The sequence below is a fragment of the Sphingomonas sp. CD22 genome, from assembly GCF_034556155.1.
GTDB lineage: Bacteria > Pseudomonadota > Alphaproteobacteria > Sphingomonadales > Sphingomonadaceae > Sphingomonas.
Genome location: NZ_JAYDYX010000002.1, coordinates 489,583 through 502,382 on the forward strand (window position 1 = coordinate 489,583; position 12,800 = coordinate 502,382).

The 12,800-nt window shown below is 67.6% G+C and carries 9 protein-coding genes; 3 read left to right on the forward strand and 6 right to left on the reverse strand.

What is annotated here, in order from left to right:
• Positions 1 to 45: 45 nt before the first annotated feature.
• On the forward strand, positions 46 to 1,890 hold the full coding sequence (typA, locus tag SFC76_RS05695) for a translational GTPase TypA (protein WP_322848496.1): 1,845 nt from the start codon (positions 46 to 48) through the stop codon (positions 1,888 to 1,890).
• Positions 1,891 to 1,947: 57 nt separating this feature from the next.
• On the opposite strand, the gene SFC76_RS05700 is transcribed toward typA, so the two are convergent.
• Positions 1,948 to 2,754, reverse strand: a complete 807-nt coding sequence (locus SFC76_RS05700; protein ID WP_322848497.1) for an SDR family NAD(P)-dependent oxidoreductase — start codon at positions 2,752 to 2,754, stop codon at positions 1,948 to 1,950.
• Positions 2,755 to 2,825: 71 nt separating this feature from the next.
• On the opposite strand from SFC76_RS05700, the gene SFC76_RS05705 reads away from it, so the two are divergent.
• Positions 2,826 to 3,263, forward strand: a complete 438-nt coding sequence (locus SFC76_RS05705) for a helix-turn-helix domain-containing protein (protein WP_322848498.1) — start codon at positions 2,826 to 2,828, stop codon at positions 3,261 to 3,263.
• Positions 3,264 to 3,281: 18 nt separating this feature from the next.
• On the opposite strand, the gene SFC76_RS05710 is transcribed toward SFC76_RS05705, so the two are convergent.
• The 5 genes from SFC76_RS05710 to SFC76_RS05730 all read right to left on the reverse strand — a co-directional run bounded on the left by SFC76_RS05710 (position 3,282) and on the right by SFC76_RS05730 (position 11,124).
• Positions 3,282 to 5,597, reverse strand: a complete 2,316-nt coding sequence (locus SFC76_RS05710) for a TonB-dependent receptor (protein WP_322848649.1) — start codon at positions 5,595 to 5,597, stop codon at positions 3,282 to 3,284.
• 226 nt (positions 5,598 to 5,823) lie between these two features.
• Positions 5,824 to 8,184, reverse strand: a complete 2,361-nt coding sequence (locus SFC76_RS05715; RefSeq protein WP_416222387.1) for a TIM-barrel domain-containing protein — start codon at positions 8,182 to 8,184, stop codon at positions 5,824 to 5,826.
• A 116-nt stretch (positions 8,185 to 8,300) separates the two neighbouring features.
• Positions 8,301 to 9,815 carry a tryptophan halogenase family protein gene (locus tag SFC76_RS05720; RefSeq protein ID WP_322848499.1) on the reverse strand — a complete coding sequence of 505 codons (1,515 nt, stop codon included), beginning with the start codon at positions 9,813 to 9,815 and terminating at the stop codon, positions 8,301 to 8,303.
• On the reverse strand, positions 9,812 to 10,543 hold the full coding sequence (locus tag SFC76_RS05725) for a DUF6445 family protein (RefSeq protein ID WP_322848500.1): 732 nt from the start codon (positions 10,541 to 10,543) through the stop codon (positions 9,812 to 9,814). The genes SFC76_RS05720 and SFC76_RS05725 overlap by 4 nt, the downstream gene beginning before the upstream one ends.
• A gap of 5 nt (positions 10,544 to 10,548) precedes the next feature.
• Positions 10,549 to 11,124, reverse strand: coding sequence for a hypothetical protein (locus tag SFC76_RS05730; protein ID WP_322848501.1), 576 nt, complete (start codon positions 11,122 to 11,124; stop codon positions 10,549 to 10,551).
• Between the two features lie 191 nt (positions 11,125 to 11,315).
• On the opposite strand from SFC76_RS05730, the gene SFC76_RS05735 reads away from it, so the two are divergent.
• A complete protein-coding gene (locus SFC76_RS05735; protein WP_322848502.1) occupies positions 11,316 to 12,716 on the forward strand; it encodes a family 43 glycosylhydrolase in 1,401 nt (466 codons plus the stop codon).
• The last annotated feature ends 84 nt before the right edge of the window (positions 12,717 to 12,800 follow it).

Genomic DNA, 12,800 nt, shown 5'->3' on the forward strand with positions numbered 1-12,800 from the left:
GCTATGGGGGCGCGCAATCCAAGCTCCATCTTATCAGGAATTCCCATGAGCCTCCGCAACGTGGCGATCATCGCGCACGTCGATCACGGCAAGACGACGCTGGTCGATCAGCTCTTCCGCCAGTCCGGCACCTTCCGAGACAACCAGCGCGTCGAAGAGCGTGCGATGGATTCGAACGACCTCGAAAAGGAGCGCGGGATCACGATTCTCGCCAAGCCGACCTCGGTCGACTGGGCGCCTCCGGGCGGCGGCGAGAGCATCCGGATCAACATCGTCGACACGCCGGGCCACGCCGATTTCGGCGGCGAGGTGGAGCGGATTCTCAGCATGGTCGACGGCGTCGTCCTGCTGGTCGATTCGTCGGAAGGCGCGATGCCGCAGACCAAGTTCGTCACCGGCAAGGCGCTCGCGCTCGGCCTGAAGCCGATCGTCGTCGTCAACAAGGTCGACCGTCCCGACGCGCGCATCCAGGAGGTGCTCGACGAGGTGTTCGACCTGTTCGTCAGCCTCGACGCCAACGACGAGCAGCTCGATTTCCCGGTGCTCTATGCCTCGGGTCGCAACGGCTATGCCTCGACCGACATGGACGCGCGCGAAGGCACGCTGATCCCGATGTTCGAGACGATCGTCAACCACGTCCCCGCGCCCAAGGTGGAAGTGGAGGACGTGCCGTTCACCTTCCTCGTCACGCTGCTCGACCGCGACAATTTCCTCGGCCGCATCCTCACCGGCCGGGTCAATTCGGGCACGGTGCGGACCAACCAGGCGATCCACGCGCTCGATAACGACGGCAACATCATCGAGGCGGGCCGCGCGTCGAAGATCCTGTCGTTCCGCGGGCTCGATCGCGTACCGGTCGACGAGGCAAAGGCGGGCGACATCATCAGCCTCGCCGGCCTGACCGTCGCGACGGTCGCCAACACGATCGCCGACATCACCGTCACCGAGCCGCTGCACGCGCAGCCGATCGATCCGCCGACGCTGTCGATGCGCTTCGCGGTCAACGATTCGCCGATGGCGGGTCGCGAGGGCACCAAGGTGACCAGCCGCATGATCCGCGACCGCCTGTTCCGCGAAGCGGAATCGAACGTCGCGATCAAGGTGACCGAGGCCGCCGACCGCGACAGCTACGAAGTCGCCGGCCGCGGCGAGTTGCAGCTCGGCGTGCTGATCGAGACGATGCGCCGCGAGGGCTTCGAGCTCGGCATCAGTCGCCCGCGCGTGCTGTTCGGCGAGGACGAGAACGGCAAGAAGACCGAGCCGTACGAAACCGTCATCATCGACGTCGACGAGGAGCATTCGGGCACCGTCGTCGAGAAGATGAACCTGCGTAAGGCCGAGCTGACCGACATGCGTCCGTCGACCGGCGGCAAGACGCGCATCACCTTCTCCGCGCCGTCGCGCGGCATGATCGGCTATCACGGCGAGTTCCTGTCGGACACGCGCGGCACCGGCATCATGAACCGGCTGTTCGAGAAGTACGGCCCGCACAAGGGCACGATCGAAGGCCGCAAGAACGGCGTGCTGATCTCCAACGGTGCCGGCGAAGCGCAGGGCTATGCGCTCGGCCCGCTCGAGGATCGCGGCGTGCTGTTCGTCGGCCACGGCGAGGCGCTGTATGAAGGCATGATCATCGGCGAGAACGCCAAGACGGACGACCTCGAGGTCAATCCGATGAAGGCGAAGCAGCTGACCAACTTCCGCGCCAGCGGCGGCAAGGACGATGCGATCCGCCTCACCCCGCCGAAGAAGATGACGCTGGAGCAGGCGATCGCCTATATCGACGACGACGAGATGGTCGAGGTGACGCCGAAGACGATCCGTCTGCGCAAGCGCTTCCTCGACCCGAACGAGCGCAAGCGCGCGAGCCGGTCGAAGCAGGCGGCGTAAGCCGGCCGCGATCGTCGCGAAAAGGGGGCGTCCGAGCGATCGGGCGCCCCTTTTGCGTCAGGCGTCGACGGTCGCGCGATAGCGGGCGGCGGGGCGGTTGCCGCCGAGCACCGGTACCATCGCCGCGCGCGCCTGATCCGCGGCGAGCCACAGCCCCTCGTCGGCGAGCGGCGGGATCGTCACTTCCTCGCGCGCGTCGAAGCCGACCAGCGCGGCGTCGACCAGATCGCCGACCTCCATCACGATTTCCGCCGGGAAGCTGTCGATGTCGATACCCGACCGCTCCCAGATCTCGGTGCGCGTCGCGGCGGGCAGCACCGCCTGCACATAGACGCCGCGATCGGCGAGCTGGCGGTTGAGCCAGCGGCTGACGGTGAGCAGATGCGCCTTGGTGCCGTTATACGCGCCGTCGAACGTCTCGACGACCTGCGACAGCACCGACGAGACGTTGACGATCGCGCCGCCGCCCCGCGCGACGAAGGCACGGCCGGCCGCAGCGGCGAGCCGGGTCGGGGCGGTGACGTTCAGCGCGATCAGCCGCGCGATCGCCTCCGGCTCGGCGGTAAGCAGATTGCCGGTCAGGCTCATCCCCGCATTGTTGACGAACAGGCCGATGCCGGCGTCCTCCGCCAGCCGCGCCTCGACCTTGGCGACGTCCGTCTCGTCCGTGAGGTCGGCGCGCAACACCGCGACGCTGCGGCCGGTCTCGGCGTGGAGGCGATCGGCGAGCGCCGACAGGCGCGCCTCGTCGCGCGCGACGACGATCAGGTCGTGGCCACGACGCGCCAGCCGGTCGGCATAGGTCGCGCCGATGCCGGCAGAGGCGCCGGTGATCAGGGCAGTGGGCAGGGGTGAATCGGTCATCTCACATCTCCTTCACCCCGCCTCCGGGCCGGGTGACTTGCGAAAAGATAGAGAGTCGCTATCTTATTGCAATGGACTGTGACGAATTATCCAAGGGCGCCTGCCCGCTCGGCCGGGGCATCGCGCGGGTCGGTGATGGCTGGAGCATGCTGGTGCTGCGCGACGTGGCGCGCGGCGTGCATCGTTTCGACGCGCTGCAGAAGGGGCTGGGGATCGCGCCCAACATCCTGACGCGGCGGCTGGCGGCGCTGGTCGAGGACGGGCTGCTGGAACGGCGGCGTTATTCGGAGCGGCCGCCGCGCCACGAATATGTGCTGACCGCGATGGGGCGGGATTATCTGCCGGTGCTCCACGCGCTGGGTGCGTGGGGCGCGCGGCATTTCGGCGACGAGACGATCGTGCGGCTGGTCGCGGCGGACGGCCATGTCGTCGAGCCGGTGGTGATCGACGCGGTCACCGGCACGCCGCTCGTCGACATGGAACTGACGGTGACCGCGGCGGCGCCGTGAGACGCCGCCGCGGCCCGATCAGCGGAACCGGCCGCTGACCGAGACGCCGATGATCCGCGGTTCGTTGAACACCGCGGCCATATAGTTCTCGATCACGCCCTTCAGGTTCTTCTCGTTGGTGATGTTGCGGGCGAAGGCGGCGATTTCGTAATTGTCGTCGGGCGTGGTGTAGCCGATCTTCAGGCCGCCTTCGAAATTGCCCTTCGCGTAGAATTCGCGCGTCTTGTAGAGCACGAAATTGGTGTAGCCCTGGATGTTCCAGTCGGTCGCGACGAACAGCTTGCCGTCGTTGGCGAGCGGCAGGTCGTAACGCGCGGTGGCGTCGAGGTTCCAGCGCGGCGCGTTGGGCAGGGGGTTGCCGTCGATCTGCGCGAAGGTGTTGGCACCGACGCGGATCGTCGGATCCTGCACGGTGCAGACCACCACGCCGTTGAGGATGCAGACCTGCGCATAGACGCGCTTGTCCCTGATCTTCGAGGCCAGGGCGCTGGCGCCCAGCGTGAAGGTCAGGTTGCGCACCGGGCGGAACTGCGTGTCGATCTCGACGCCGTAGGCGCGCGCCTTGTCGGCGTTGAACAGCACGCCGTTGCCGTTCACGTCGTTGCCGTTCAGCTGGATGTCCTTCACCGTATAGGTGAACAGCGACGAATTGATGCGCAGCCGGCCGTCGAGGAAGATGCCCTTGGCACCGACCTCATAAGAGGTGATCGTCTCGCTGTTCGCGGTCGAGAAGGGCGAGTTGAACACCGCCGAACGCCCCTGGATCGTCGGGCCGCGGAAGCCGCGGGCGACGCGGGCGTACAGGCTGTTCGACGGATCGAGCTGATACAACGCCGAGACGTCCCAGCTCGGCTCCTTGCCCTCGAGCCGGACCGCTTTGGGGGCGTTGGGATTGAGCAGGCGGAACTGGTCGACCGTCCCGGCGGCGTTGAACACCGGCTTCACCAGCGTGGTGCGCTTGATGTCCTGCGTATAGCGGCCGCCGGCGGTGATCGTGAAGTCGGGCGTGACCTTGAAGCTCGCCTGACCGAACCCGGCCCAGCTGGTGTTGATGTCGCGCAGGCGCACCCAATTGTTCGGATTGCGGGCCGCGGTGGTGAGGAAATAGGTGCGCTGGTAGAATTCGGTCGTGTCGTTCTGGCGGAAGTAGAAACCGCCGACCTGCCACGTGAACCGCTGGTCCGATTGCGAGGCGAGGCGCACCTCCTGCGTATATTGGCCGAGCGCGCGGATGTTGCCCTGGCTCTCGCCGAAGCCGTTCGCCACGCCGTTGACCGGGAAGTTCGCCGCCGCGCCGCCGTCGGTGTCGCCGCGGCTGTAGCCCGAGGTGGTCTCATAGGCGCTGATCGAGGTCAGCGTGACCGGCCCGAAGTCATAGGCCGCGTTCACCGAGCCGCCGTAGGTGTCGTAATCCTGCGGATTGTCGTTGCCCTCGTCGAGCGCGATGCTGCTCCGCGGCTCGGCCGAGACCGAGTTCGACCCCTTCTTGAGCGCGGCGCGGTGGAAGATCGTCGAGGTGCCGTGATAGCCGCGGGCATGGCCCGAGACGTTGACCGAGAAGGCCTCGGTTGGGGTGAGCAGCACCTGCAACCGCACGTCGCGCTCGTCGAAGCCGCCCATCGCGTCCTTCTGCGGGGTGCGCGTGCCGTCGGCGCTGACCCCGGCGAAGCGGTTGTCGACCCAGTCGTTGCGATGCTGGATCAGGCCCGACAGCCGCACCGCGACCTTGTCCTCGATCAGCGGGCCGCCGACGCCGGCGTCATAGGTGAAGGTGCCGAGGCTGCCCGCCGACGCCGAGACGCGGCCCTGCCAGGTCTGGCTGGGGTGGATCGTGTCGAACTTGATGATGCCGGCGGTGGTGTTGCGGCCGAACAGCGAGCCCTGCGGCCCGCGCAGCACTTCCACCTGATTGACGTCATAGACCGGGTTCGACTTGAGCACGACATGCTCGAGGACGACGTCGTCTTGGATGATCGACACCGGCTGGCTGGCGCCGAGATAGAAATCGATGTTGCCGAGGCCGCGAATGTAGAAGCGCGGGAAGATGCGCCCCGTCGTCGTCTCGATATACAGGCCGGGGACGCGGCCGGAGAGCGACAGGATGTCCTCGCCGCCCGCCTGGAAGGTGCGCAGGTCGCTGCCGCCGACGACGGCGACCGATAGCGGCACGCGCTGCAGGTTCTCCGAGCGGCGCTCGGCGGTGACGACGATATCGCCGAGATCACCGGTGGCGTCCTGCGTCGCGGTCGTATCGGTGGCGGCGGCGTCGGTCGCGGGCGTCGCGGTCTGGGCGAGCGCGGGCGCGGCGAAGCCGGCGGCGCCGAGCAGCAACATGGTCTTGAGCAAGCGCGTGGTCACGATGGGTCCCCCTTGTGGTTACGGGGGACCGGCCGCCGGGCGGTCGCCAGGGTGTTCCCTTGCGCGACCTGCCGGCGATGATGGCGACCGCCCCCCGGCGGACCTTCGCGCTAGAAGCCGATTGTGTCGGCTTCGTGAATCTATGTGTCTCGAAAACCACACCTTCCCCGCTTTCGACGGGGAAGGTGGGAGGCGTGGCGGCTTATTTGGCCTGCACGACGCGGACGAGCGCGGCGGCGTCCTGCCCGGTCGGCAGGCGGCCCGACGCGGCGAGCTTGCCCGTCGACTGGGTCCAGCGCAGCGTCGCGGTCTTGCCGCCGGTCTTGCGATTGGCGTTGGTAACGCCGTCGTCGTCGTAGAGCGTGAAGCTCGCGTCGCGCCCGGGATAGACGCGGATGCTCTCCAGCGGCTGCGCGGTCGCGGTGCTCGGCACCTGCACCCCCATCGGCACGATCGATCCGGCGCGGACGAACAGCGGGATCTTGTCGATCGGCGCCGCCGCGTCGACGGTCTGGCCGCCGGTATAGCGCCGCTCGGTCCAGTAATCGTACCAATCGGCGCCGGCGGGCAGATAGACCTTGCGGCTGGTCACGCCCTGATCGGTCACCGGCGCGACGAGGAAGGCCGGGCCGAACATATATTGGTCGCCGATCGTCGCCACCGCGGGATCGTTGGGGAAATCCATGAACAGCGCGCGCATGAACGGCGCGCCGGTCTCCGCGGTCTGGTGCCCCAGCGCGTAGAGATAGGGGATCAGCGCATAGCGCAGCCGCAGGAAGCCGGCGAGCACCGGCTCGGCGGCGGTGCCGTAATCCCATAAGGCGGTGCCCGGCCGCTGGCCGTGGATGCGCAGCGTCGGCGTGAAGCTGTTATAGGCGAACCAGCGCGTGAACAGTTCGGGGTAATCGGCATAGCTCGGCGCCATCGCGGTCGCGCCCGCGGGGTCGAGCAGCGGCGCATGCTCCGCCTTGGGGCCGGCGGGATATTGCCAGCCGCCGGTGTCGCTGCTCCAATAGGCCATGCCGGTTGCGGTGAAGCCGAGGCCGGCGGGCACCTGCCGGCGCAGCGCCTCCCACGTCGATTGCACGTCCGACGACCAGAACAAGGCGCCGTTGCGCTGCGTGCCGAGATAGGCGGCGCGCGACAGGATCAGGTTGCGCATGTCGGGCCGGTCCTTCGCCGAACCCTCCGCGACGCTGCTGGTGTGCACCAGCGGATAGAGATTGTGATAGCGATCGCCCGAGCCGATCGAGAATTGGTGGCCGTCGGGGACCAGATCGGGCTCGGTCTCGTCGAGCCAGAACCAGTCGAAGCCCTGGCTGGCGATATTGTCGCGGATCTTGGTCCAGAACCATTGCCGCGCTTCGGGATTGGTCGAGTCGAGCAGCGCGCCGGCGCGGTCGGCGCGGATCGGCAGGCCGTCGACGACGCTGCCGTCCTTGTCGTGGAGCAGCCAGCCCTTGGCGCCGAGGAAGTCGTAATAGCGCGATTCCCGCTCGAAGCGCGGCCAGACGCTGATGATCGAATGCATCCCCATATTGTGGAGCGTGTCGTTCATCCCCTTGGGATCGGGGAAGAAAGTCCGGTCGATATCGAGCTGGCCCATCCGCGACCAATAGAACCAGTCAAGCACCATCACGTCGAGCGGCAGGTTGCGCTGGCGATAGCCTCGCGCAACGTCGAGCAATTCCTTCTGCGTCTCGTAGCGCGCCTTGGACTGGATCAGGCCGAACGCCGCCTTGGGCGGCAGCGGGGTGGCGCCGGTCAGCTTCGCATAGCCGGCATACAGCTGGTCGGTGGTGTCGCCGGTGATGACGAAGAACGAGACGCGCTCGCCGACGTTCGACTGCCAGTGCGTGGCATTGTGCAGGCCGGGCGAAACCGTCGTCGCCGAGGCATTGTCCCAGACAATGCCATAACCCTTGTTGGTGACCATGAACGGCACGCAGACGCTCTCGCCGGCGGGCGCATCGTAATTGTGGCGGCAGTCGATCGTGCGGCCCTTGAGGTCGAGCACGCCCTCCTGATTCTGGCCGAGGCCGTAATAATGTTCGCCCGGCTGCACCGCGAAGCTGGCGCCGACGCGGAAGGTCTTTTCGTCGTTGACGGTATGCGGCGCCATTTCCCAGCCGGTCATGTCGAGCAGGGTGCGGCCGTCGGCGCCGCGCACCGAGATCGCCACCGGCGGCAGCGACGGCGCGAAATAGCGCTGCATCTGCGTCGGCGCCTTGGGCCAGGGCTGCGCGGCGACGGTGAGGGTCAGCGCCGGCGAGGCGAAGACGTCGCCGCTCGCGTCGCTGCGATGGCTCCAGCCGGCGGCGTCGGGTTTGGCGTTGGGGCCTTCGCCCGGCGGCGCGACCGCGAGCGCCTTGTCGAGCGCGATCGTCACGCGGACGATGTTGGGGGCATACGGTTCGATCGCGACGATGCCGCCGTTGCGGTCGACGATCGCGATTGGATCGGCCGCGGCGGGGAGCGCGGCGAGCGCGGCGATGGCCGTCCCCGCGGTCAGCACATGGCGCAGAAGGTACGGCTTGCGGACGGCATGCATCGGCTCGGTCATCGAATCTCTCCCCCCGGACCAATCACTTGCCCGTGTCATCTTTTACTTATGAGGGGATCGTTCACCCGTGCAAGCGACAACCGCAGCTAGCCCGACGTTGGTCGCCCCACGCCACCCTAACGCGGCGCCGGGCAATGTCGCGCGATGAAATCGCGATGCGGCGGCATATGTGCCGCCGCCGCCGCGGTGACCTTGCCGATCCGGTCGAGCGCCGCGCGCGCCTCGGCGAGCGGCAGGGCCGCGCCGAGCGGATCGTAATCCGATGCGGTCAGCCCCTGGCCGTCCATCACCGCCAGCCAGCTCGTCTTGGTGAACAATTCGTCGGTCTCGCGGAAGACACGGCCGGTGCGGCGATAGATCGCGATCCGTTCCGCCAGCGTCTCCGGGATCGGCATCTCGGCGAGCCGTCGCCAATAAGCGGTATCGCGGCGGCCGGTGGCGTGGAAGTGGAGGATGACGAAGTCGCGGATGCTGTCGAACTCGGTCGCCATGAGCCGGTTGTAGCGGCGGATGTCGGCCGGCTCGAACGCGCGCGTCGGCAGCATCTCGAGCAGCCGCGCGATGCCCGACTGGATCAGATGAATGCTTGTCGATTCCAGCGGCTCGAGAAAACCGCCGGACAGGCCGAGCGCGACGCAATTGCGCACCCAGAGCGCCGATCGCCGCCCCGTGCGGAAGCGCAACGTGCGCGGCTCGGCCAGCGCCTCGCCTTCCAGATTGGCGAGCAAGGTCGCGGTCGCCTCGTCCTCCGAGACATGGTCGCTGGCGAAGACATAGCCGTTGCCGACGCGGTGTTGCAGCGGGATGCGCCATTGCCAGCCCGCGGCCCGCGCGGTGGCGCGGGTAAAGGGCGGCGGCGGCCCGGTCACCGCGCTCGGCACCGCCACCGCACGATCGTTGGGCAGCCACGCCGACCAATCCTCGAACCCCGCGCCGAGCGCGTCGCCGAGCAATACGGAGCGGAAGCCCGAACAATCGACGAACAGGTCCGCCTCGATCCGGCCGCCGTCGGCGAGCGTCACCGCTTCGACAAAGCCGTCTGCGCCGCGCAGCACGACATCGACCACCCGGCCCTCGCGGCGGATGACGCCGGCGGCCTCGGCCCGCCCGCGCAGGAAGCGCGCATACAGCGCGGCATCGAAGTGGAAGGCATAGCCGATATGCGCCAGCGGCGTGTTGCCGGGCTGCGGCCGCATGAATTTGCCCGCGGCCGCGGCGGCCGCGCAGATCGAATAATCGGATAGCGGACCCGCTGCGCCCTCGGCCTGGAGCCGTCGCCACAGCGCCTCGAACGGCACCGCGCCGAGATCGATGCCGTAGACGCCGAACGGATGGAAATAGCGGTGCCCCAGCGCGCGCCAGTCGACGAATTCGATGCCGAGCTTGAACGTGCCGCCGGTCGCGCGGACGAAATCGTTCTCGTCGATACCGAGCAACGCGTTGAACGCCTGGATCGGCGGGATCGTCGCCTCGCCGACGCCGACGGTGCCGATCTCCTCCGATTCGACCAATGTGATCGCCGGACCGTGCGGGCCGAGCACGCGGGCGAGCGCCGCCGCCGCCATCCAGCCTGCGGTGCCGCCGCCGATGATCGCGATGCGGCGGATCGCGCCGTCATCCTCCCCGCTCATGCGCCCGCCCGGCATTGCAGGAATAGATTGCCGGTCAGCCGTCCGCGCCGCGGATCGGCGGCGGCGTCCGGCAAATGCGAGATTAGTCCCGAATGGAGCAGTGCCGCGCGATACAGCACGAGCCGGTCGTGGCGCGCCGCGACCGCGCCGATCCGCTCGAAGCGCGCGTCGGAGTCGATCCGGTAGCCGGGCGCCGGCGGCGCGGCGAGCTCGCGGTCGAGCGCGGCGCGATACGCCGGCAGGCGCTCGGCATCGATCGTCTCGAACCCGGTCGCGCAATGGCGGAAGAAGCCGGTGCCGTCGGCATTGTCCGACAGGAAGTGGACGGTGGCGAATTGCAGCCGGTCGGCGGTATCGACATGCGGCACGCATTGGTCGGCGCTCAGCGCCTCCGCCGGCGTGGTGACCAGCGAAAAATTACCGCGCGCCCGCGCCGGCACGACCGGGCCGGTGCCGAAATGCGCGGCGATCAGCGGCAGCACGAAGCGTACCATCGCGTCGAGATACGCGACGGGCGCGGGACCGAGCAGCCCGGGATAGCCGCTGCCCGCACGCGCCGCGGCGGTGAACGGCACGCGCGCGGCACTTTCGATCAGCGCCGCGGGATCACCGCTGGCGCCGTCGATCACCACAACCGGCTCGCGCTCCTCGCCGACGTGCAGGATCTCGATCGCGCCCGGAGCGGCGAACCAGAGCGGGGCGGGGGCGTGCGGCGCGGCGGTCGGCATCGGTCTCAGAACTCGTTGTTGATATAGAAGACGAAGCCGCGGCTGCCGTCGCCGGCATCGGCGACGAGCACCGGCCCCGGCGTATAGCCGCGGGCGAGCAGATCATGCTCGAACTGCTTGTCGCGAAAGGCGGTCACCATCGTCGCCTCCGTCTGCCCCGCCGGCAGCGGCCCCGCAACCTCGCAGGCGGTGCGCACGCAACTGACGTGGACGGGCGCGGCGGCGGCGAACACCGGCAGGCGCGCGACCGCGGCGGTCATCGCCGCCTCCACCGGAGCGGCGGCGGCGAGCGGTGGCGGCTGCGTCGTCATCACCGCCGCCATCATCCGCACGTCGCCGCCGCGGCGATCGTGCTTGGCGAGCGTCTCGACCAGCTTGCGCTCGGGCCGCTGCCGCGCCGCGGCGGGCGCGGGCGGGATATTCGGCGTGGCGATCGGCCGCACGACGGCGACCGGCGCGCTCACCACCGCGACCGCGGCGGGCGGCGAGGCCCCCCGCCGATCTTCATGCTGCACGGCATAGCCGCCGGCGAGCGCCAGCACCGCGGCGGCGGACACGGCGGTCCAGCCTTTCCTCTCCATCGTCCTCTCCCCAGGCATGATCGTTCCGCCTGTTGTCCGACATGATAGAGGATGGTCGGGGACTGTAAAGGCATCGAAATCGGCAGAAATCCTATGGTAGCGCTAGCGTCGGCGGCTGCGTCTATTCTCAACATGAAAATCATATGTCATACATAATCGCCGACGGAGATCGGCTGATGAGGAGAGGAATGATGTTCAGGAAAACTCTGGCGCTGGGCGCCGCGATGGCGGCGCTGGCGCTGCCCGCGACCGCCTGGGCGAGCGCGCAGACCGTCAACAACGGTTCGCAGTTCGTCACCACGACGGGCGGGCAGATCGACGCGCACGGTGGCGGCGTCATCAAGGTCGGCGGCTATTATTATTTCCTCGGCGAGAACCGGAACCCGGATTATTCCTTCCGCGCGGTGTCGATGTACCGGTCGACCGATCTCAAGACCTGGGAATTCCGCAACGACGTGCTAAAATCCTCGTCGGCGACCGAATTGAACGGCGCCAACATCGAACGGCCCAAGATCCTCTACAATGCCGCGACCCGCAAATACGTGCTGTGGGCGCATTGGGAGAACGGCAAGGACTATGGCGAGGCGCGCGTCGCAGTGGCGACGTCGGACACCGTCGACGGCAATTACACCTATCTCGGCAGCTTCCGCCCGCTCGACTATGATTCGCGCGACATGACGGTGTATCAGGACAGCGACGGCACCGGCTATCTGATCTCGTCGTCGAACGTGAACTACGATCTCAATGTGTACAAGCTGAGTGCCGACTATACCAAGGTCGACTCGCTGCTCACCGTGATCAAGGGCTATCACCGCGAAGCCCCCGGGCTGGTCAAACGCAACGGCGTCTATTTCCTGATCACCTCAGGCGCCACCGGCTGGAATCCCAATCGCGCCGCCTATTTCACCGCGACCAGCCTGTCGGGGCCATGGACCGGGCCGACCTATTTCGGTCACGACACCACCTACAATTCGCAATCGACCTATATCCTGCCGGTGCAGGGATCGAGCGGCACGTCCTATCTCTACATGGGCGATCGCTGGGGGCCGGCGATCGGCCAGATCGTCAACGATTCGACCTATGTCTGGCTGCCGCTGATCTTCCCGTCGAACACGTCGCTCGATTTCACCGGCACCGCGTCGCAAATCACGATCGACGCGGCGGCGGGCACGATCGCGCTCGGCTCGCCCAATACGCAATTGGTCAAGATGCAGGTCGCGCACAGCGGCCAATGCGCCAACATCAGCAACGATTCGCCTTACTATAACGGCACGGCGATCCAGTGGACCTGCGCCAACACCAGCAACGAACTGGTCGAGCGCCGCCCGATCGGCAATTACACGCAATATGTCGTGCAGCGCAGCGGGCTGTGCCTCGCCCAGGCGGACGACAATGGCAGCGGCGGCGCGGTGGTGCAGACCTCCTGCTCGATCGGCGACAAGTCGCAATGGACGTATAACGGCACGACGATCGTCAACCGCGCCTCGGGCTCCTGCCTCGACGTCAACGAAGCCTCGACCGACACCGGTACCAAGCTGATCGTCTGGCCGTGCAACGGCGGCGGCAACCAGCGCTGGACGATGATCAACTAGGCACCACGCGAACGGACCGGCCGCGGCATCCCAGCCGCGGCCGGTTTTTCATGCCTGTGCGCCGGGCGCAAAAAAGCCGGCGCG